21 protein-coding genes are annotated in these 21,874 nt (G+C 56.3%); 8 read left to right on the top strand and 13 right to left on the bottom strand.

Annotation, left to right across the window (positions count from 1 at the left end; translation table 11 throughout):
• Positions 1-85: 85 nt before the first annotated feature.
• The gene (locus BC440_RS05970; RefSeq protein WP_065701820.1) at positions 86-709 is read right to left on the bottom strand and encodes a DJ-1/PfpI family protein; all 624 of its coding nucleotides are present in this window, start codon (positions 707-709) and stop codon (positions 86-88) included.
• 305 nt (positions 710-1,014) lie between these two features.
• Between BC440_RS05970 and BC440_RS22600 the strand changes: the two genes are divergently transcribed.
• A complete protein-coding gene (locus BC440_RS22600) occupies positions 1,015-1,365 on the top strand; it encodes a hypothetical protein (protein WP_139189978.1) in 351 nt (116 codons plus the stop codon).
• Complete coding sequence (locus BC440_RS05960) at positions 1,362-1,640, top strand: hypothetical protein (protein WP_065701818.1); 279 nt, start codon at positions 1,362-1,364, stop codon at positions 1,638-1,640. Before BC440_RS22600 ends, BC440_RS05960 begins: the two co-directional genes overlap by 4 nt.
• A gap of 26 nt (positions 1,641-1,666) precedes the next feature.
• On the opposite strand, the gene BC440_RS05955 is transcribed toward BC440_RS05960, so the two are convergent.
• From BC440_RS05955 to BC440_RS05940, 4 genes are all read right to left on the bottom strand, one after another.
• On the bottom strand, positions 1,667-2,851 hold the full coding sequence (locus BC440_RS05955) for a M20 aminoacylase family protein (RefSeq protein WP_065702150.1): 1,185 nt from the start codon (positions 2,849-2,851) through the stop codon (positions 1,667-1,669).
• Positions 2,852-2,916: 65 nt separating this feature from the next.
• On the bottom strand, positions 2,917-3,405 hold the full coding sequence (locus BC440_RS05950; protein WP_065701817.1) for a hypothetical protein: 489 nt from the start codon (positions 3,403-3,405) through the stop codon (positions 2,917-2,919).
• Between the two features lie 2 nt (positions 3,406-3,407).
• A complete protein-coding gene (locus BC440_RS05945; protein WP_065702149.1) occupies positions 3,408-4,238 on the bottom strand; it encodes a DUF3100 domain-containing protein in 831 nt (276 codons plus the stop codon).
• A gap of 222 nt (positions 4,239-4,460) precedes the next feature.
• Positions 4,461-5,390 carry a LysR family transcriptional regulator gene (locus BC440_RS05940; RefSeq protein WP_065701816.1) on the bottom strand — a complete coding sequence of 310 codons (930 nt, stop codon included), beginning with the start codon at positions 5,388-5,390 and terminating at the stop codon, positions 4,461-4,463.
• A gap of 258 nt (positions 5,391-5,648) precedes the next feature.
• Between BC440_RS05940 and BC440_RS05935 the strand changes: the two genes are divergently transcribed.
• Positions 5,649-6,548 (top strand): NAD(P)-dependent oxidoreductase, encoded by a 900-nt coding sequence (locus tag BC440_RS05935; protein WP_223304870.1) that lies wholly within the window; start codon positions 5,649-5,651, stop codon positions 6,546-6,548.
• The gene (locus BC440_RS05930; RefSeq protein WP_065701814.1) at positions 6,545-8,074 is read left to right on the top strand and encodes an aldehyde dehydrogenase family protein; all 1,530 of its coding nucleotides are present in this window, start codon (positions 6,545-6,547) and stop codon (positions 8,072-8,074) included. Before BC440_RS05935 ends, BC440_RS05930 begins: the two co-directional genes overlap by 4 nt.
• A gap of 61 nt (positions 8,075-8,135) precedes the next feature.
• Here the strand turns inward: BC440_RS05930 and BC440_RS05925 are convergent, their stop codons facing one another.
• On the bottom strand, positions 8,136-9,773 hold the full coding sequence (locus BC440_RS05925; protein WP_065701813.1) for an electron transfer flavoprotein-ubiquinone oxidoreductase: 1,638 nt from the start codon (positions 9,771-9,773) through the stop codon (positions 8,136-8,138).
• A gap of 245 nt (positions 9,774-10,018) precedes the next feature.
• On the opposite strand from BC440_RS05925, the gene BC440_RS05920 reads away from it, so the two are divergent.
• From BC440_RS05920 to BC440_RS05910, 3 genes are all read left to right on the top strand, one after another.
• Complete coding sequence (locus BC440_RS05920; protein ID WP_065701812.1) at positions 10,019-10,912, top strand: uracil-DNA glycosylase; 894 nt, start codon at positions 10,019-10,021, stop codon at positions 10,910-10,912.
• Between the two features lie 227 nt (positions 10,913-11,139).
• On the top strand, positions 11,140-12,996 hold the full coding sequence (locus BC440_RS05915) for a lytic transglycosylase domain-containing protein (protein WP_065701811.1): 1,857 nt from the start codon (positions 11,140-11,142) through the stop codon (positions 12,994-12,996).
• Between the two features lie 9 nt (positions 12,997-13,005).
• Positions 13,006-13,278, top strand: coding sequence for a hypothetical protein (locus BC440_RS05910; protein ID WP_007090239.1), 273 nt, complete (start codon positions 13,006-13,008; stop codon positions 13,276-13,278).
• A 94-nt stretch (positions 13,279-13,372) separates the two neighbouring features.
• Here BC440_RS05910 and rbsK read toward each other — a convergent pair whose 3' ends face one another.
• The 7 genes from rbsK to deoC form a co-directional block, all read right to left on the bottom strand.
• Positions 13,373-14,299, bottom strand: coding sequence for a ribokinase (rbsK, locus tag BC440_RS05905; RefSeq protein WP_007090238.1), 927 nt, complete (start codon positions 14,297-14,299; stop codon positions 13,373-13,375).
• A gap of 15 nt (positions 14,300-14,314) precedes the next feature.
• Positions 14,315-15,400: an aldose 1-epimerase family protein gene (locus tag BC440_RS05900; protein WP_065701810.1), complete on the bottom strand. Its 1,086-nt coding sequence runs from the start codon at positions 15,398-15,400 to the stop codon at positions 14,315-14,317.
• 13 nt (positions 15,401-15,413) lie between these two features.
• Positions 15,414-16,406 carry an ABC transporter permease gene (locus BC440_RS05895; protein ID WP_037987469.1) on the bottom strand — a complete coding sequence of 331 codons (993 nt, stop codon included), beginning with the start codon at positions 16,404-16,406 and terminating at the stop codon, positions 15,414-15,416.
• A gap of 10 nt (positions 16,407-16,416) precedes the next feature.
• Positions 16,417-17,394: an ABC transporter permease gene (locus BC440_RS05890; RefSeq protein WP_007090235.1), complete on the bottom strand. Its 978-nt coding sequence runs from the start codon at positions 17,392-17,394 to the stop codon at positions 16,417-16,419.
• 11 nt (positions 17,395-17,405) lie between these two features.
• On the bottom strand, positions 17,406-18,908 hold the full coding sequence (locus tag BC440_RS05885; protein ID WP_065702147.1) for a sugar ABC transporter ATP-binding protein: 1,503 nt from the start codon (positions 18,906-18,908) through the stop codon (positions 17,406-17,408).
• Positions 18,909-18,994: 86 nt separating this feature from the next.
• A complete protein-coding gene (locus tag BC440_RS05880; protein ID WP_007090233.1) occupies positions 18,995-20,041 on the bottom strand; it encodes an autoinducer 2 ABC transporter substrate-binding protein in 1,047 nt (348 codons plus the stop codon).
• Between the two features lie 136 nt (positions 20,042-20,177).
• Entirely contained in the window at positions 20,178-20,849 is a 672-nt protein-coding gene (deoC, locus tag BC440_RS05875; RefSeq protein ID WP_037987192.1) for a deoxyribose-phosphate aldolase, read from the bottom strand.
• 259 nt (positions 20,850-21,108) lie between these two features.
• Between deoC and BC440_RS05870 the strand changes: the two genes are divergently transcribed.
• Positions 21,109-21,867 (top strand): DeoR/GlpR family DNA-binding transcription regulator, encoded by a 759-nt coding sequence (locus BC440_RS05870; protein WP_007090231.1) that lies wholly within the window; start codon positions 21,109-21,111, stop codon positions 21,865-21,867.
• Positions 21,868-21,874 lie beyond the last annotated feature (7 nt).

The following is a 21,874-nucleotide window of genomic DNA, read 5'->3' as shown; positions in this document are numbered from 1 at the left end:
TACCGGGCGCAGCATATGTGATTGTACGGCAACTTCCCACAGGTGGTTGCGCAAAGCCAAAAACGTTCCCGTGATGAGGATATAGCTAGCAGTAAAGCGGGCGTTTGGCGGGAACATCAAGCTGGGGCACGATGATGTCACGCGCCTGTTTGGCAAAATGCGATTTCTGGCCGACCGGGGCGACATATTCCAGAATGGCCATCGCCTTGTCGGTGCCAAGCGCACGTGCGAGAACCCACCCCGCCAGATAGTGTGATGACAGGCAGCCGCCGCTGGTGACGATATTGCCCTGTGCGACCAGCGGGCGGTCTTCAAGCACGGTATCGGTGCGCACCAGAAGGGATCGGGTTTTGGTATCGGTCGTGATGGTCGCGGGCAGAAGGCCCAGTTTGTGCAGGAACAGCACACCCGAACATTGCGCGCCGATCATCTGGCGCGACGGATCAAGTTGGATTTGCGCCATCAGATCGGGATCATTGATATGATCGCGGGTGTGGATGCCGCTGCCAAACAGGACGACATCGGCCGTCGCGGTGAAGGATAACGGTTCCTGTATCCTGACTTCGACCCCGTTCATCGAGGTCACGGATGGGCCGGGCCCGGTAATGACCGCACGAAGGCCATTGCCCCTGGCCCGGTTCAGGATCGAGAGGGCGACAAAGCTGTCGATCTCGTTAAAACCATCAAGCGTTACAATCGCGATCTCCATCACACATCCATCGCCAGTCAAAAAAGGGCGGACATTGAACGCGCAGATTGGGGATTAGACAAGGAAAATGCGATATTTCCGTCAGAAAATCACACTGATAGGTATTCCTCGACCAGTGATATCCCGTAACTGACGCCGCAAGGGATGGCATCGTCATTGAAAATTCCGAACCGACATATGATCCGATTGGAGTGAATGCCCTTGGGTTGAAATGGAAAAATAAAATATCAATAAATAAGTTCGGTGTGTTGCTACCTTGATGTTGTGAGGCCAATGACGCAAGAAATAGGGCGAGGCGAACTGAGGTGAGGGATGTTGCAGATATTCAAGAAAAGAATGCCACTCGATCAACAGCGGCAAGCATCTCTAATTCTGGGATCAGAGATTGCTATGTTCTCAAAGGAAAACAATGGAAAATCGATGCCTATTCCATTGGTGATGCAGTTTGCCGGTGTTTTTTTGATATATATGGTTTCAAGAGACACCCGGAAGACTTACGGAATGTGATAGAAAACGCTGTGCAATCAGCCATTTTATATGGCGAAGGGCATCCAGTTAGTCATGAAGTCCGGCAAATATTGACTGAGGATGAAAACTTGGAAAAGAGAAAGGCGCTACTTGACGCCGCATTGAAAAAGAAGGCGAGCGGAAGATGAGGCTGATAGTGCTTTTATTTGCTACTATTCTAACAGCCTGTGGCGAGAGCGACTATGATGATCGTGTGCGTCGTCTAGAAAAAGCAGTTGAAGAACCAATCAGTAGTGGTGGAGACTACTGGATATATAAGCGGGGAGATTTCTATTCAGATCAGCAATACAAGGTAGGCTTGATCTTTGGATACGGAGACAACAAGCTTGTTTGTGATGAAATGATTGAGGTCTATCGTAAGACTTACAGCAAGGAACATTTAAGCTGCGTTCCAGCGAATTAAGGTAAACTGACTGAAAGCTTGAACAATCACTCTGAGAGGCATTCCTCGACCAGTGATATCCAGTAACTCACACCATATGGAATGGCATCGTCGTTGAAATCGTAGGCAGCGTTATGCAGCAGGCAATTGCCATCGGTCGGGCCATTGCCAAGCCAGACATAGCTTCCGGGTTTTGCATTGAGCATGAAGGCGAAATCCTCGCTCGCCATCGAGGGTTCGGGGGTCTGGTCGATCTGATCGGCCCCGACGACGCGCGATGCGGCGGCAAAGGCGATGGCGGTTTCGGCTTCGCTGTTGATCGTGGCGGGGTAGCGGCGCTGATACATCACGCGCGCGGTGCAACCGAATGCGCGCGCGGTGGCATCGGCCACGGTTTTAAGGCGGTCTTCGACCAGATCCTGAATGTCGGGTGCGAAGGTGCGCACGGTGCCGCGGATGGTGGCGGTGTCGGGGATGACATTCCATGTGTCGCCCGCGAAAATCTGGGTCGGCGAGATCACCGCACTTTGCAGCGGATTGACATTGCGCGCGGTAATGGTTTGCAGGGCCAGCAGCACCTGACCGGCGGCGGTAATCGGATCGCGGCCCAGATGGGGCATGGCGGCATGGCAGCCGCGGCCATCCACAATGATTTCAAAAATATCGTAGCTGGCCATCATTGGGCCTGGCTTCATCGCCATGGTGCCGACATCACGGCCGGGCCAGTTATGCATGCCGTAAACCGCATCGGCCGGGTGGCTGTCAAACAGGCCTTCTTCGACCATTTCGCGCCCGCCGCCTTCGTTTTCTTCGGCGGGCTGAAAGATGAAATCGACCGTGCCGGTGAAATCGGGATTTTCAGCGAGAATTTTGGCAGCCCCCAGCAGCATCGTCATATGGCCATCATGACCGCAGGCATGCATTTTGCCCGGATGTTTCGAGGCATAAGGTAAATTGGTGGTTTCATGGATATCAAGCGCATCCATGTCGGCGCGAAGGCCGATGCGTTTGCCCGAACCCTTTTTGCCGTGAAGGGTGGCGACCACGCCGGTTCTGGCGATGCCGGTTTTGACATCAAGCCCGAAGGATTGAAGCTTTTGCGCGATAAAGGCGCTGGTCAGCTTTTCCTCGAACGCGGTTTCGGGATGGGCATGCAGATGGTGTCGCCATTGGGTGAATTCATCAACGAGTTCGGTGGCGCGAGGATGAAGGGAGGATTGGGTGACAGTCATCTGCATACTCTGTTGCGTGTCATAAAGAACGGGGGCGTGATGGCCCCCGTTTATATGGTGTTGGATCAGACGCCTTGCAGGCGCAGGATCAGTTCGGCAACCAGAACCGAACCGGCATAGGTGCCAAGAAAGACAAGGCAGGCAACCAGTGCCAGTTTCCAGCCGGAATGCTTGGCGACTTCGATTTCCTTTTTGGCAATCGCAAAACCGGCATAGGCAAGGGCCGGGGTGGCAAGGGCCAGGAAATTGACCGATTTGGCCTGTGCGACGATCCATTCCGACCCCGGGGTCCAGGGCAGGGTTGCAAGAATACCGACCAGCGAAATCCATGCGACACTTGGCAGATAGAACGGTGCAAAGCGGGTCAGAAGCAGGCCGGCCATGGTGATCAGATAGATCACCACCATGCCGACAAAGCCATCGGCAAGCGGGATGGCCGGGCCGACCGTATTCATCACCAGCCCGACAAGGCAGACGATGACAAGGGTAACGGCGTGATCTGTCAGATCAATGTTCGGACGGGTACGTTCCATTGCAATTGCATTCTCGGACATGATCAGGCCTCCTTCTTGTTTGCGGTGGCGATATCGTTTTTGCCAGCGGTCGCGTTATAGAGTTTTTCAACAATCGGAAGGGCGATGAACAGGCCGGCATACAGCCCGGTCGCATAGGTCAGAAGGTTGCTGGCCCCGGCAAGGGCAAGGATTTCGTCCTTCATGGTCGGGATGACTTCGGTCAGCGCACCGGTGCAGGCCGCCATCATCGAGCCACTGCCGATGCCACATGCCATGGCAAGGGCGCGCGGATCAAAGATGTCCGCACTGGCGAAAAGGGACGCCAGAATGGCAAAGATGAAGGTCCCGAACAGGGTGCCGATCACGTAAACGCCCATCACACCCGTGCCCTCGGGGCTTTTGAGGGTATAGCGGTCGGCGATGATCGCAAGGTTGGGTTCACGTGCAATCGAGAAGGTCGCACCAATCGCCTCGCGGCCCATTTTCAGGCCCCAGACCGCCAGCGGGAAGGCCAGAACGATGGTGCCAAGGTTGCCCAGTTCCTGCAACAGAAGGGCCGGACCGGCATCAATGATGGTCTGGATTGCCGGGCCAATGGTGGTGCCGAATTTCGCAATAAACGGCATGATCGCAATCACGATCAGCGGCGATGCGGCCTTGACTTCCTTCTGGCGGATGAATTTCCCGAATTTCGGCATGATATTGGGGTTCATCAATGCCGCCATGACGAAGGCATAAAGCAGCGGCAGCAGCAAAATCGCGCCGATGCCAAATGGAATTTTCTGAATGCCGATCAGTTCGGCGATGGCGCCGAGTACGATAACGGCGAGGTGGAGCCGCCAGAGCTCCAATTGTCCCCGAAGCGCGTTCATTTCCCAGTCTCCTTGACGTGGCGTGTTCGACGCAACCATGGCCACGGTCAAAAAAGGCCAGAACTGTTGCATCATCCCTGCGGTATCCCGGCATTGGCATATTTCACAATTCTGCCATTTTTGGCGCCGGGGATTTTGTCCGACAATGAAAACTCGACCGGGGTGGAGCAAGTGCCATTTTGGGATGCTTGTGTTGCCAGAACGGCAACAGGTGCCTTGATGCTATGCGTGTTCTTCGGGATACCAGGCGGAGCCGAAGGCTTCCATCCGGTCGCGGATCATGCCGGTAACCGCCCGAACAGCGGCGGTTTTCGGGCGTCCCTTGCGCACCAGAAGATGGGATGGAACACGGGCGAGAAAAGGGTCGGTCATCGGGATCGCAACCACCTCGCCCCTGCGTAATTGTCGCGATACGGCAAAGGCCGGAAGAAAGGTGATGCCGCCGCCTGACAGGACGAAATGCACCGCGACATTGATCGAATCGGCGGTCAGGAACGCATCGCGGGCCAGCCGGTTGCCCTGATCGACATTGGCCAGAAGTTTGGCAACGCCAAAATGCGGGTTCAGCAAGGCCGCCGGGTAATTCAGCGTATCGGAAAGCGTGCAGCTTTCCTTTTTCGCCAGATCAAATCCCGGCGGGACAAGGGCGCAAAGCGGTGCGTGATCCTCGGCCAGCAGTTCCAGATCGGGATTGCGCGGCGGGTTGAAGACAAGCCCCATATCGTAATCATCGCGCAGGATGCCGTGGGTGATTTTTTCGGTGCCCGCGACATCGATTTCAAGGCGGATATCAGGGAATTCATCGCGAAGCGGGCGGACAACGTGATTGACCAGGTCGACCACAAAGCCCTCGCCCGTGGCGATGCGCACCTTTCCGGCGATGGCACCGCGCGCAGCCGCCAGATCCACCGAAAAGGCCTCGTCCATTTCAAAGCGGCGTCTGGCATGGGCGGCGACCATATGGCCCGATTCCGTAAAGATGATGCCGCGTTTGGTACGTTCCATCAGAAGCGTTTCAAGATGGGCTTCGAGGGATGCGATCTGGCGGCTGATGGCGGATGGGGCGATGCGCAGATTTTCGGCCGCGGTTCGGATGGATCCGGCCTCGAACACGGCAAGGAAATAACGCAGTGGCTTGTCGTCGATCTTCATGGTGTTCGTGCCTGTTTGGGGTGCCTGATTGGGTGGTTGATGTCTGGTGCTTGTGAAGCTGATCACGTAATCAGAGCATATGTGTTGCTGTTTCGGCAACAACATGTTCCGGCAATTGATCTTGAGTTCGCCCGATATCCACCGGAAAGTTCGGGGGCAAAATCAAAAAATCACATCGGACCGCATCGGTGCCGTGACGGGAAGGCGCGTGCCTTCACCGGCTGAGCCCGGCTGTCTGAAAGCAAAGAGGCAAATATCGTGAGTAATCCAGAAACCGGCACCATTGGTGTCGTTGGTCTTGGCAATATGGGGCTGGGCATGGCGCGCACCCTGTTGCGGGATGGTTTTTCGGTCATCGGGTTTGATGTTTCGATGGAATGTCAGGCCAAGGCCGCCGCGTCGGGGGTGACGATTGTCGCCGGACTGTCCGAATTGTTTGAGGCGTGCCCGACGATCATCCTGTCATTGCCGACGGCAAACCATGTGCGCAAGGTTCTTGGCGGTGATGAGGGCCTTGGCGGACGCGATATCGATCCGCGATTGGTGATTGATACCACCACGTCCGAGCCCGATGTGACCCGCGAACTTGATACGGTGCTGCGCATGCAGGGGCATATCCTGATTGATGCCCCGGTCAGCGGCGGACCAGCCGGTGCCAATAGCGGCAATCTGACCATGATGGTTGGCGGCGGGGATGCCGATGTGGCGCGTGCGATGCCGGTTCTAAGCTCGTTGGGTGGCAAGATCACCCATGTCGGGCCGGTGGGGGCGGGGCATGCGGTCAAGATCGTCAATAACATGCTGGTGGCAAGCCACCTTCTGACCATGAGCGAGGCGGTGCGTTTGGGCAACGCGGCGGGGGTAACCACCGAAAACCTGATTGCGGCGCTGAATGCCGGATCGGGCCGCAGTGCGATCAGCGAGGTCAATTATCCGAAATGGGTGATGAATGGGGCCTTTGACAGCGGCTTTACCATGGGATTGATGCGAAAGGACGTGCGCCTTGCCATGGCGTTGGCCAAGGACAAGAGTGTTGCGATGCCGGTTTCGGAACTGGCGGGGCAGATCTGGGCGGCGAGCGAGGAACTGCTGTCTGACAATGCCGATTTCAACCGTATCACCGAATGCGACCCGACCCACAAAGGAGCCAAATCATGAGCAGCGATAGCAAACTGATGGCACGTGACTATCACAAGGCGATGGCGCCGTTTTTTGGCAGCGATGAGATCGGAAGCTGGGTCAATGGGGCGATGATGCCCGGACGCGGTGATATGTTCGACCTGATCGATCCGGCGACCGGCAAAGCGTTTTTGGCCCTTAAGGATGCCGGGGCGGACGTCGTGGATGCCGCGATGAAGGCGGCCAGTGCCGGGCAGAAAGTCTGGTGGGGCATGACGGCGGCCGAACGTGGCCGCATCCTTTGGCGGATCGGGCAGCAGGTGCGTGATCACCTTGATCAGTTGGCGTTGCTGGAAACCGTGAGCGCGGGCAAGCCGATCCGCGATACCAAGGTCGAGGTGCTTAAAGTTGCCGAGATGTTTGAATATTACGCCGGTTGGGCCGACAAGTTGCATGGTGATGTGATCCCGGTGCCGACCAGCCATCTGAACTATACCCGGCCCGAGCCGTATGGCGTGGTGACACAGATTACGCCGTGGAACGCGCCGATCTTTACCGCCGGATGGCAGTTGGCCCCGGCCCTTTGCACCGGGAATGCTGCGGTGTTGAAGCCATCGGAAATGACGCCGTTGACCTCGTTGGCCCTTGGGGTTTTATCGAAAAAGGCCGGATTGCCCGATGGGGTGATTACGGTTCTGACCGGGCTTGGCACCACGACCGGGGTTGCGGCGACCACCCATGATGTGACGCGCAAGGTGGTGTTTGTCGGATCGCCGCGCACCGGGGCAATTATCGCCGCACAGGCGGCCCAGAATATCGTGCCCTGCGTGCTGGAGCTTGGCGGGAAATCGGCCAATATCGTGTTTGGTGATGCCGACCTTAAACGTGCGGTGCTGGGTGCGCAGGCCGCGATATTCAGCGGGGCGGGGCAAAGCTGTGTCGCGGGATCGCGGTTGCTGGTGCAGCGTAATGTGGTTGACCGTTTCCTTGATATGCTGGTCGATGGGGCCAATCGCATTCCGGTTGGTGATCCGATGGATAGCGCAACCCAGATCGGCCCGATCAACAATGACGCACAATATCAGACCGTGCGCCGGTTGGTGGCAGCAGGCCAGAAAGAAGGCGCGGAATTGCTGGCCGGTGGTATTCGCCCGGAAGGGTATGACGAGGGTTATTTCCTGCGTCCGACGGTGTTGGGCAATGTGCGCAATGACATGGCGATTGCGCGCGAGGAAATCTTTGGCCCGGTGGTTTCCGTCATCCCGTTTGACGATGAGGCCGAGGCGGTTGCGATTGCCAATGACAGCAAGTTTGGTCTGGCCGGGGCGGTGTGGACGCAATCGGTGGACCGGGCGCACCGGGTGGCGGCGAATGTCCGTGCCGGGACGTTCTGGATCAACAGTTACAAGACGATCAATGTCATGTCGCCGTTTGGCGGATTTGGTGCCAGTGGGTATGGAAGGTCGAGCGGCAAGGAAGGGTTGATGGAATATATGCAGCCCAAAAGTGTCTGGACCGAAACGGCGGCCAATCCGCCCGCCGCATTCGGATATGCCCCGGAATAGGGCGCATATCGATCATCGACATTACGAAAAAGGGCCGCACGACGCGGCCCTTTTTCAAGCATTACATATTGGGATAGTTCGGGCCACCGCCGCCTTCGGGCACCACCCAGACGATGTTCTGGGTCGGGTCCTTGATGTCACACGTCTTGCAATGCACGCAGTTCTGCGCGTTGATTTGCAGGCGTTTGCCGCCTTTGTCCTCGTCCGCGACAAATTCGTAAACGCCAGCCGGGCAGAAGCGGGCTTCGGGCCCGTCATAAACCGCAAGGTTGACGTCGACCGGCACGCTGGCATCCTTGAGCGTCAGGTGGATCGGCTGGTCTTCTTCGTGATTGGTGTTTGACAGGAACACCGACGAGAGTTTGTCGAAGCTGACCACGCCATCCGGTTTCGGATAGTCGATTTTCGGCATGTCGGTAGCCGGTTTCAGGCAGGTATGGTCCGCATGGTTCTTGAAGGTCCAGGGGGCCTTGCCGCCCAACAGATAGGTATCAACCGCACTATAGGCCATGCCGCCCCAGAAGCCCCATTTGGCGAAGCTTGGGCGGATGTTGCGGACCTTGTGCAGTTCGGGATAGACCCAGCTGTTTTTAAGTTTTTCCGGGTAGCTTTCCATCGAGGCGGGTGGCGTTTCGGCAGTTAGCGCCTCGAACGCGGCCTCGGCGGCGAGCATGCCGGTCTTCATCGCGGTGTGCGAACCCTTGATTTTCGGGACATTCATGAAGCCAGCCGAACAACCGATCAGGCAGCCACCGGGGAAGACCAGATCGGGGATCGATTGAAAACCGCCTTCGTTCAGCGCACGCGCACCGTAAGAAATGCGGCGGCCCTTTTCGAAAATCTTGCGGACTTTCGGATGGGTTTTGAACCGCTGGAATTCGTCAAACGGGCTGAGATGCGGGTTTTCGTAATCAAGCCCGATGACAAAACCGACCACGACCTGATTGTTATCAAGGTGATACAGGAACGATCCGCCATAGGTGTTTTTATCAAGCGGCCAGCCGGTGGTATGGGTGATTTTGCCTTCTTCGTGAACTTCGGGATCAACTTCCCACAGTTCCTTGATCCCGATGCCATAGGTTTGCGGATCGGAATTTTTGCGAAGGTCGAATTTTTTGATCAGCTGTTCGGACAGCGAGCCACGGCAGCCTTCGGCAAAGAAGGTGTATTTCGCATGCAGTTCCATGCCCGGTTCGTGGTTCGGGCCGGGTGTGCCATCGCGTTGGATGCCCATATCGCCGGTCGCGATCCCCTTGACCGAACCGTCCTCGTTAAACAGGACTTCGGCGGCGGCAAAGCCGGGATAAACTTCGATCCCCATGGCTTCGGCCTGTTCACCAAGCCAGCGGCAGACATTGCCGAGGCTGACGATATAGTTGCCCTTGTTATGCATCTGCGGTGGGGTGGGGAGCTTGATACCGCCGGTTTCGCTCAGCATCAGGAACTCGTCCTTGCCAGCGGGGACATTCAGCGGTGCGCCGCGTTCTTTCCAGTCGGGGAAAAGTTCGTTCATCGAACGCGGTTCCATCACCGCACCCGAAAGCGTATGCGCGCCGACCTCGGAACCTTTTTCCACCACACATACGGTGATTTCTTTTTCATGTTCCTGGGCGAGTTGCATCAGTCGAATGGCAGCCGACAGACCGGATACACCGGCACCGACGACAACCACGTCAAATTCCATGGATTCGCGTTCCATATGGCCTCTCTCCTTTGGCTGCCGACCGTTTCGGACTGTTTTCGCCCGTATGGGTCACAAGCCGGTATTCACCGATCAGAGTCTCGCCCAAGCCCTGATTTCTCACATTCATTGTTTAATCGGTATAGGTGTACCGATTTGAGTCACGTTTGTATATGGTGCAAGTGATCCAAAATCGTTAAAGTCGATTGAAATCCATGCGCCATTCCAAAGAGTGCGCCGCAACATACACCGTTCCTGTGTAGATGAGCAAACCAATTACAGATTTTGATGTAAATAACCTGGACCCGCTGCAGGCATTGATCTGGCAGTTTGAAATGGGCGCGGACGAGGCGATTGCCGACGAGCCGCTGGACCGTTTCAAGGCATCCGAAAGCCTGAGCCGACAGGCAGCAGGCCAGCCCGGCCGTGCTTCATTGCCGCCCAATGGTGGCGCGGCTGCCCGCCCGGCGATGCCACGGCCCGCCGGTGGTGCAACCCCGATGACCCCGCCGCCGCCCATGCCACCGGGGGCAGGGTTCCTGTTATCCGATACGCCACATGAAGCCCGCCAATCGGCCCGTGACCTTGCCGCGGCGGCAACAAATCTGGCCGATCTTAAGGAAGCGGTCGAAAAGTTCGAAGGCTGCGCACTTAAGAAATCGGCCAGCAATACCGTCTTTGGCGTGGGGAACCCGGAAGCACGGCTGGTGCTGGTGGGTGAAGCACCGGGGGCGGAAGAGGACCGGCAGGGCGAACCCTTTGTCGGACCGAGCGGCAAGTTGCTTGATGCGATGTTGCGATCCATCGGCTTTGCGCGCGAGGAAGTCTATATCACCAATATCCTGCCCTGGCGTCCGCCGGGAAACCGGCAGCCGACCACCGCCGAAATCGCGGTGTGCGAACCATTTGTCCGCCGTCATCTTGAACTGATCGGGCCAAAGGTTGTTATCTGCCTTGGCGGCAGTGCGGCCAAGACCCTGATGGAAGAAGACCGCGGCATCACCCGGTTGCGCGGCACGTGGAAAGAAATGGCGCTAGGGGCTGCCAGTGTTGCCGATGTGACGGCCATGTTCCATCCGGCCTATCTGCTTCGGACACCGGAACAGAAACGGATGGCGTGGCGCGATTTGCGGGCCGTGGCGCAGAAATTGTCGTAAATTACCTTACGAAACGCACGATGCATGGCCGATATGCAGCGGGCAGGCAATGTGCGGCCACCCCCGCCAAGTGGTTGATTTCGGAGAAATCATTTCGCGGCACCGGCTTTTGCTGGTATATATCTTTGCCAAATGCGGGGGGACACCGCACTCTACAGGTTGCGACGAGAAACTGCTTCGGGATACAAACACGGCTTTGCCGGAGTCTCGTAGGGGAAAGACTGGTTTTGATCGAAGCACTACAAACAAGCCTGCCGCGTGCCATATCGGCATTTCGGCGCACCGTTTTCATTACCGCACTGGGTGCCATTGCATTGGCGCTGCCTGTAACCGACGCCCAGGCGACCAAGGAACAGGCCGCCCTTAGTGCGCCTGCGGCCAGTGATGATGCGGGCTCGGTCAAAACACCGACTGTGCTGTCCAAGCGTGATGCAGAACTTTATGAACAGATTTTTGTCGTGCAGGAGCAGGGCCGCTGGAAGGATGCGGACAACCTGATTTCGCGTCTGTCCGATGACCTGCTGATGGGGCATGTCCAAGCACAGCGCTATCTGCATCCGACGGCGTATCGGTCGCGCTACAAGGAATTGAAGGACTGGCTGGCACTTTATGCCGATCTGCCCGAAGCGCCGACCATCTATAAACTGGCGTTGCAACGTCGTGGCAATGCCACCTATCCGAAGAAACCGGTTGGCGGGTATGTCAACGGTGCCGGATATGATTACGAAGATATCCGTCCCTATTACCACAAATCGACCAAAAGCCTTTCATCGGCACAGCGTTCGCGCGTTTCGGTTCTGAAACGCCGCATTCGCCAGCGGATCGGCGGCGGTTGGCCGACAGGCGCGCTTGAGGTTCTTGAGGCACTGGAAACCAAGCGTTTGTTTGATGCCTATGAGCAGGACGAATCCAGAACATCGATTGCATCGGGATATTATTATTTCGGCAAGCCCGATCTGGCTTTGCGCCATGCCGCCGAAGCCGCAAAGCGGTCGGGCAAATATCTGCCGCAGGCGCATTGGACGGCGGGTCTGACGGCGTGGCGGCTGGGCAAGATGGATCAGGCGCATGACCATTTTGTGGCCCTGACCAAGAACGACTATGCGTCAAGCTGGACGCGGTCGGCCGGGGCGTTCTGGGCCGCACGTATTGATCTGGCCGCCGGGCGTTTTGTTGAAGCCGACAAATTGTTGCAGATGGCCGCGGAATATCCGCGGTCGTTTTATGGGCTTCTGGCGTTGCGGTCGCTTGGCCGGGATGACGTGTTTGACTGGGACAGTCTGGCGCTTGATGAAAATCGCGCCAACAAGCTGAAACTGGATCCGCATGGCCGTCGTGCCCTTGCCCTGATCCAGATCGACAGGCGTGAAGAGGCCGAACAGGAATTGCGCAAGGCTGCAGCCAGCGACGATGCCAAGCTGCGCCGTGCGGCCCTGGCGCTTGCCGATAGTGCCAATTTTGCGTCGCTGACCATGCGTCTGGGCGGTTATATCGCGCAGAAAACCGGCGAGGTCATCGTCAATGCGCTTTATCCGATTCCGCCATGGGCACCGGAAGGCGGTTATGAAGTCGACCGGGCGCTGATTTATGCGTTGATGCGTCAGGAATCCGGCTTCAATGCCGAGGCGCGGAGCCACGCCGGGGCGCGTGGTTTGATGCAGCTGATGCCCGCAACCGCAAGCTATATCGGCAATACCCGTTATCGCGGTGAAAAGCGTGCAGAACTTTACGAGCCGGAAGTCAACCTGTCGCTGGGTCAGAAATATGTCGATCATCTTCTGGGGCAGAACGGGGTCGATAACGGCTTCTTGCAGTTGATGGCGGCTTATAATGGCGGGATCGGCAATCTGGGGCGCTGGCAGAAGGCGCTGAAGGATAACGAAGATCCGCTTTATTTCATCGAAAGCATTCCGTCGCGTGAAACGCGCCTGTTTATCGAGCGTGTGATGGCGAACCTTTGGATGTATCGTTCGCGTCTGGGACAGGACAGCCCGTCGCTTGATCGTCTTGCTGCGGGGAAGTGGCCGGTTTACCAGTCGCAGGACCTTGGTGCTGGTGATGACGGCCTGACCGCCGAACGCTGACCGGGATTGATGACCGCAGACAATAATCGCAATGGTGAACCGGCATCTGATCGTCGTGATCAGGGAACGGTTCTCGACCGGATGCAGATGCCACCGATGAGTGGCGATGAGGCGCTTCGCCGGTTTCACAAGGAACGCGAAGCAGGCGGCCATAAATCACAGAGCGATGAAACCACGGAACTTGCCAAACTGCATCCGGTGATGCGATTTGTGGCGGTCGCGGGAACTTTCATTCTTATTGTCGCGGCTTTGCTGGGTGTGCTGTATCTGATTGGTTCCTAGGGGACGGTGCAATCTGTGCCGTGTCGTCGGACCACATAAAAAACGGGCGCAGTCTCCTGCACCCGTTTTTTTGTTGTCCGAAGATCAGACCTGATTACAGCGATTGGCAGAACTTTTCGAAATCCTGCACGGTTGCATATGATTTCTGCGTGCCGGGACGGGTGATGCTGTCAGCCGCATACCGCACGGCCATTTCAAGGGCGGCTTTGACGTCACGGTTTTCGGCATAGTAGCGCGCAAAGCTGCCGATAAAGGCATCGCCAGCACCGGTCGTATCAACCGGTTTGACCGATACCGGATCAATATGAACCGCCGCATCGTTCCCATTGATCAGAAGCGCGCCATCACCGCCCAGTGTCACAATTACGGTTTTGACACCACGTGCGATCAGGCTTCTTGCGGCGGCTTCGGCATCGGCCAATGAATTCACGGCCATACCCGAAATCGTCGCAAGTTCCGTCTGGTTCGGGACGAGGAATGTGGCCTTTTCGATTTTGGTGCTGTCGAGGTCAGCCGGGGCCGGGGCCGGATTAACCAGCGTTTCAATGCCATGTTCGGCACCAAAGGCGACGGTGTGATACACCGTTTCCAGCGGAATTTCGAGCTGCATCAAAATCAGGTCGCATTCCTTGAGCGCATCGGCAGCACGGTCGACATCGGCCGGGGACAGTTGTGCATTGGCCCCTTTGACAATCAGGATGCAGTTTTCGCCTGACGGTTCGACAAAGATCGGGGCGACGCCGCTTGAGGTGCCCGGTACCCGTTCGACAAAGCGGGTATCAATGCCCGATGTTTCGAAATTGCGGATGGTGTTATCGGCAAAGATATCGTCGCCGACCTTGGTGACCATCATGACATCGGCGCCAAGACGTGCAGCCGCGATGGCCTGATTGGCCCCCTTGCCGCCACATCCCATTTCGAAACGTGGTGCTTCGATGGTTTCGCCGGGCAACGGCATACGATCCGTATAGGTGATCAGATCGACCATGTTGCTTCCGACAATGGCAATTTTGCCTGCCATATTCATTCTCCTGATTTACAGCGAACGGATCGCCTGTTCGGCCGTGTCACTTTCGGCCTGCGTCATATAGCCCAGCCTTACCGAGAAATTCCGGCTTTCGCCAGATCGCAGGGAAATGACATGTCCCTTGGCTTTTTCGGCGTTGAAGCCTTCGGGTTCGCAGGTGGATGGCAGGGCAAAGGCCGCGACCTTCTGATCCTGATTGGCCAGTATCCAGCGGACCGTTTTGGGAAAATCATTGGTGTTATAGGCAATGTGAAACGCATCGCCTTCGACGCGGCGCATCATACAGGCAGTGTTGCCATGCGCATCGGTTTTGGCGTTGCGGATGTAAAACACCTGTTCGGGATCATAGCGATGCGGTTCGTCGAGGGTTTCCATCGCCGCCGGATTTTGCGCCAGCGTTTCAAGAAACGCATCGTAATCCGGGTTGCGCGGCACATGGGCCGGGACTTCGGTGCGAACGATGGTGTCGGTGGGAGTGAAACCGGCGGGCTGGATGATTTGTGCGCCATCACAGAACGCGAAATTGACGTGGCACATATACATCAGGTCCATTGCCGCACCCGACAGGTTTTCGACATTCATCTGAATATCGAAAAGCGTCGCATCCGGGCGCAGAACCACACGGGGCCGCGCCATGTAATGCGCCCCGAAGCCCATGACATATTCGCGGGTGCCACTGATCGCCATAAAGGCACCGTCGTCGTCATGGCCAAATTCAATGGCGGCACTGTCCATTTCGGCACAGGGCATTTCGCCATGCAGCGGATGGGTATCGGTCGGACCGGGGCAGCCATTGGTCAGCAGCCCCGAATGGAACGCAAAACAGCCATAGGTTTCGACAATGACGTTGGCCGGGCGCGGCATGCTGAACATGTTTTCCATGGTCAGATCCACGCCATCAAACACCGCATCCCAGATCATCTGCCCCATGAAGGGCAGAATGACCAGATAGCCGCGTTCGTTTTTCAGCCGGACTGCTTCGATGCCGGTTTCATAGCGAAACAGGCTGGCCGTCATGCCACCATGCGATGCGATGACATGTTCGGCGTCGCCGAAGAAGGTTTTGCGCAGGTTAACCTTGGTTGACGCAGTCATGAAGTCACCTCGTTTAACGCGAACGGTTTTTATAGGCGTTGAGCGCAATCACCAGCAGAAGGAACACGCCCCAGATAAAATCGATCAGATGGTTGGAAAACCGCAGAATCTGGAAGCCGCTTGACAGCAGCATCAGGGCCGCAACCGCGATCGACACACCGAGCACCGTGCCACGGCCACCGGCCGGGTTGGTGCCGCCCAGAACCGCAATCAGAACCGCCTGAAGCAGATAGGATGTGCCGTAATCCGACTTTGCCGCATTGGTACGCCCCGAAAGAATGATTCCGGCGATGGACGCCATCACCCCGGTCAGCATGTAGCTGAGCAGGACCATCTTTTCGCGTTTCAGACCGGCAAACAGGGCGGCCTTCGGGTTGGTACCGATCAGCATCAGATTGATGCCAAAGGTCGTGCGGCGCAACATGAAGGCGATCAGGCAGGCCAGAACCACGAACAGGACAAACGGCGTTGCCAGCCCAAAGATCTTGCCATTGCCGATAAAGGCCCAGGCTTCGGGGAAGCCGACAATTGCCGGGCCGCCGGTCATGACAATGGCAAGGCCGGTAAAGACCTGCCCGGTGCCAAGGGTCGCCAGAATGGGCGTGATTTTTAACCGGGTAATCAACAGACCGTTCAAAGCCCCGGCGACAAGCCCGGTGCCAAGGGCGACAACGCCACCCAGCAGAACAATGCCAAAACCGGTATCGGCAACACCGGCGTCGGTAGCGAATTTCTTGAACATCACCCCGGCAAAGATCCCCGACAGGTTGGCAATGCCGATCACCGAAAGGTCAATGCCGCCGGTCAGCATGGCAATCATCATCGCAATCGACAGAAGGCCGAGTTCCGGGAAGGTGTAGGTGATGGATTCAAAATTGTAATAGCGCAGGAATTTATCCGGGCTAAGGGCGGTCATGACAACAAAGATCAGGATCGTCATGGCGATCAGCTGAACGATATTGTTGTCCTTGTTCAGAAGGTTGCGGAAATCGAGTTCACGTTTCATATCGGCCCCCTCACGCATTCGCACGGCGGTCACGCCATGCCGTAATGGCGGTGGCAATTACAATGATGACGCCGACAACAACGCGCTGCCACGTCGTGTCGATCTTCATGATGATCAGGCTGTTTTTCACCATCACCAGCATGAACACACCCAGCATGGTTCCCAGAACGGAACCGCGCCCCCCAAAGATGGAAGCACCGCCCAGAACCACAGCCGCGATGACGTCCAGTTCAAGACCGACGAAATCACGCGGGTTGGCAAGCCAGATCATGCCGCTGTGCAGGAGGCCGGCAAACCCGGCCAGGGCCCCGGCCACACAATAGATGAAGAAGGTGATCTTGCGGATGTTGAAGCCAACGCGGCTGGCGGCTTCGGGATCGCCGCCCATGGCATAAACCCCGCGGCCGATCATGGTATAACGCAGCACAATATGCAGGGCCACGGCCAGAACGACATAGACAGCAACCATCGCGGTCAGGCCATAGGTTGTGCCATCGGGTTTGACCATGCTGATGATATCGGACTTTCCGAAATCAATCAGGGCATCGGGCATTTTGTTGATGTTGATCATGCTGGTGCCAACAACACCCAGCAGGAACCCGCGCACCATGCTGCCCGTACCCAAGGTCACGATCAGCGGGATCATGCGGAATTTATAAACAAAGAACGCATTCAGACAGCCAAACAGCGCCCCCATGGTCGCCGCGGCAACGAAGGGCAGGACAACACCGTCATAATTGAAATACAGCATGCCCTTGATGGTCAGATACATCGCGGCAACAGCGAATGCCGGGAACGAAACATCAATCCCGCCGGAAATCATCACCAGCAAAACGCCAAGCGCCATGATGCCGATGATCACGTTGCTGCGCAGAAGACTGAACATGTTGTCCAGGCTCCAGAAGGCGGGGTTGACCAGCCCGATCAGGATCATGGCAAGCACAAGAATGCCCGCGATGACCACCTCTGATTTTTGAAACCAGGCCATCGAGTTTTTCCTTACGTTAAATTCTTGAGCTTGTCGCTGATCTGGTCTTCGGAGGTATCGGCAGATGCCATTTCCTCGACAAAGGCTCCGCGATGCATCAGGACAATACGGTTACAGTTATGGACCAGTTCCGGCACGTCGTCGGAAATCATCAGCACGGCCAGCCCTTCTTTTTGGGCCAGTTCGCGAATGATCCGGTGAATTTCCGCCTTCGATCCGACATCCACCCCGACGGTCGGGCCGTTCAGGATCAGGAATTTGGCATTGGTCAGAAGCCAGCGGGCAATCACCACACGTTGCTGGTTGCCGCCAGAGAGTTCCTTGACCAGCTTTTTGCCGGTGGGGGTTGCGATCTGCATGTCGCGGATCATGGTTTCAACCCATTCTTCGGCCTTGTTCTGATCAATCAGCAGGCCGGGGGCCAGTTTTTCGTAACTGGTCGCAAGCATGTTGCGATCAATGCCCTGGGTTAGAAACAGTCCTTCGCTGAGACGGTCTTCGGGAACATAGGCAACCCCGGCCCTGATCGCCTTTTGCGGCGTATCGAGCACGGTTTGCGTGCCGTTGATCGAAATGGTGCCGTTGTAACCGGGCATCATGCCAAACAGGGACAGGGCCAGTTCGGTACGACCCGATCCAAGCAGGCCGGAAACACCGACAATCTCGCCCGGTTTGATCGCGAGGTTGATATTGTCGAGATCGTTTCCGTGGGTCAGGTTTTTGGTTTCAATGCGCGGCGGCATCGAACCATATTTCTGCTGGTCCCAGATATAGGGTTCGGAAATGATATCAGACCCGGTCATGTGACGGGTGATCAGGGCTTCGTCAAAATCACCGGTCGGGCCGTCGGCCACTTTCTGACCGTTACGGATGACGGTGATATGTTCGCTGATTTCCAGCATTTCGCGCATTTTGTGACTGACAAACAAAATGGCAATCCCGCGCGACTGGATATCCTTGACGATGCGAAAAAGCGTTTCGATTTCCTTGCCGGTCAGGGCGGTTGTCGGTTCGTCCATGATGATCAGACGGGCATCTGACATCAGCGCACGGGCAATCGCGACAAGCTGTTTGCCCGCCGTGGACAGTTTTTCGACATCGGTATCAAGGTCAAGATCAACCCCGAGACGTTTGACCGCTTCCTTGGCAATCTCGCGGACCTTGCGCCAGTTCAGAACCTGACGCTGTTCGCGAAGCTGCACATTCATGGCAAGGTTTTCGGCCACGGTCAGGTTCCCGAACAGGGAGAAGTCCTGATAGATCACCTGCACCCCATGTTCGATGGATGCCATGGGAGACAGGCTTTCAACCTTGTTGCCATCAATGTAAATCTCGCCGGCATTTGGCTGATATACACCGGACATGATCTTGATCAGGGTCGATTTGCCCGAACCGTTTTCACCGGCAAGACAGTGGATTTCGCCTTTTCGGATCGTCAGCGAAAGATCCTTAAGCGCAACAACGCCGGCAAATTCTTTCCGGACGTTTCGCAATTCAATGAAATTTTCAGACATGACAAGCCCGTCAACGTGAAACAAAGGGCCTGATCTCATAATAAAATGAAGGCGTCCTTAATGGACGCCTTCACCAAAGGATGAAATCAGAAGTTATACTTGTCCATGTTTTCCTTGGTCACACCGACCCAGCCCTGGCCATAAACCAGGTTGGCATTGCTGCCTTCCGGGGTGCTGAGATTGGTGTAACCCGGAAGGCCAAGGTCGAGACCAGCCTTGATCTGGTCGCCTTTGCCGTCGAGCGCCATAATGGCCAGCATGTTCATGGCATAGCCAGCAACCGCCGGATCCCAGAACTGGATGTATTCGATGTCGCCATTTGCCAGATATTCACCGGCAACCGACACCAGACCGGTCCCTGCGAAGTGCAGTTTACCCTGAAGACCGCGTTCGGCGATCAGACGACCGGCACCTGCCGAGGTCGGCATCGGGCCGCCAACGATACCCTGAAGGTCCGGGTAGGTGGTCAGGGTTTCTTTGAGTTTGGTGTAGTCGGTGTTGGCGTCGTCATAGGTTTCGAGACGCTCGGTCGCCAGTTCCATGTCCGGGAAATGTTCTTTCTGGTATTCGACGGCACCGTCGATCCATTCATTCTGGGATTTGGAGGTCAGGCTGCCGACGGTGGCGGCATATTTGCCCTTGCCACCCATGGAGGTCCCGAGGACTTCCATCAGCTTCGCGCCATATGCCTTGTTATCAAACGCTTCGAGGATGTAGTCGGCGTTTTTCAGGTTTGATGCTTCGTGGGCGATCACGATGATACCGCGGTCACGGGCCTTTTTCAGAACCGGTTCGACGGCTTCGACCGAGAACGGCACGATGTTGATGGCATCAACGCCCTGTGCGATCAGGTTTTCAATCAGCTGCACCTGTGCGGCAGCGTCCGCGGCACTCGGTCCGACCATCCAGGTATCGTGACCGGTGTCTGCGCCGAACTGTTCGACACCTTCGCGCATACGGTCAAACCATGCGATACCGTCAACCTTGACCACGGTGGCGATGGAATATTCCTTGCCGGTGGTTTCGGATGTGAATTTCGAAATGATGTCCGGCGTTTTGACCGCTTCGTCTGCATGGGCCGCACCTGCAAGCAGGGAACCGGCGACGACAAGCGATGAAAGAAGCTTGTTCATTGTTACCTCCAAATTGAAATCGTTTTTTTAGCTGGCAGTTTTCTGCGTCTTATTGGCATGAAAGCCAAGGCTTTTCATGCGGTTCGTTCCGAAAACAGCAATTTTCCGGTGGCCGGGATGCGGCCACCGGCACCGTTTACTGACCGATAATCTTAATGCTGGCGCTGGCACCGATGCGTGATGCCCCGGCTGCAATCATCTTGAATGCGTCTTCGGTGGTGCGAACCCCACCCGACGCCTTGACCCCGATATCCGGGCCAACGGTTTTGCGCATCAGGGCGATGTCTTCGGCAGTGGCACCACCGCCGGCGAAACCGGTCGAGGTTTTGACGAAATCAGCACCGGCCTGTCTGGACAGTTCGCAGGCAAGGACTTTCTGTTCGTCGGTGAGCAGGGCTGTTTCGATGATGACCTTGAGGGTGGCATCGCCACAGGCTTCTTTTACCGCGGCAATATCGGCGCGAACGGCATCGGTATCGCCAGCCTTGAGCAGGCCAAGTGCTATGACCATATCGACTTCGCGGGCACCCTGTTCAACCACCCAGCGGGTTTCGGAAACCTTGGCGGAAACCGGATCGGCCCCGAACGGGAAACACACCACCGAGCATGCCAGAACATTGGTATCGGCCAGTTCGCGCACGACCAGCGGGATATAGATCGGATTGACACAGACCGCCTTGAAAGCGTGTTTTCGCGCATCGGCGCACAGCGAGACAATCTGATCGGGGGTGGCATCGGCCGCCAGAAGGGTGTGATCAATATAAGCGGCAAGATCGCCTGCAACGGCGGGAAGTGGAGCATTCGACATGTAACGTTTCCCTCGACGATAACGGGTTGCTATCGCCGTTTTGTTAAATTTTTAACATTTATTGAAATGATCCTGTCATCGGGTTAACATCCGGTCAAGCCAAAAACATATCAGAACAGAACTTGATTGAGTTGCTGCCCGTCTCGCTATAATCAGGGGTTTTAGGATGAAATTTATGGTTGTGCTGAGTGGCTATCGACATCATTTCAGGTGTGTCTGTGGCCTGTCAGCCAGTATATCGGCAGTGAACGGAGTCTGAATGTCGATCAAATCGCAGGACCGGATAGAAGCCCTGACCCGCAATCTGGAGGTCAGCAATGTCATTCGGTTGAAGGATGCCGCCGATCTGCTGGGCGTTTCGGAAATGACGGTCCGCCGTGATGTCGCCAATTGTGAAAATATTTTCACATATATGGGGGGGTACATCACGCTCAAGTCGCCAGCAGCCGGTGGCCTTGGATACATCTTGGACCGTGAACGCGGTTCGCATACCGATCTCAAACGCACAGCCTGTCAGATTGCCGCGCGTTATGTCAAACCGGGCGATACCATATTTCTTGATTGCGGGACGACCATTCCCTATCTCGCCAATGCGTTACCAGAAAATCGGGATATCACGGCGATCTGCTATTCGATCAATGTTGCCGAAATCCTGTGCAAAAAGCCGGGCCTTCGGGTCATCATGCTGGGCGGGATGTATCACGCGTCTTCGGCATCCTTTGCCGATAGCAACAGCGTGAATGCCATTCTGAACCTGAATATCAATACCGCCTTCATGTCGGCGGGCGGGGTCAATATCAGCCGGGGTGTCAGTTGTTCCAACCCCCATGAGGTTGATATCAAACAGGCGGTTCTTGAGACCGCGGCCAACAAGATCCTTGTTGTCGATTCAACAAAGTTCAATGTCATCAAGCCGATGCTTTTTGCCAAGCTGGAGCAGTTCGACATGATCTGTACCGATCCGAAATGTGATCCGGAACTGGCAACCAAAACCGGTTGTCCCCTGATTACGCAATAGCGAAGGG

Origin of the sequence: Thalassospira sp. MIT1004 (assembly GCF_001858545.1) — a bacterium.
GTDB classification, from domain to species: domain Bacteria; phylum Pseudomonadota; class Alphaproteobacteria; order Rhodospirillales; family Thalassospiraceae; genus Thalassospira; species Thalassospira xiamenensis.
The sequence above is the reverse complement of the archived record's forward strand: the minus strand, read 5'-3'. Positions and strand labels throughout refer to the sequence as shown.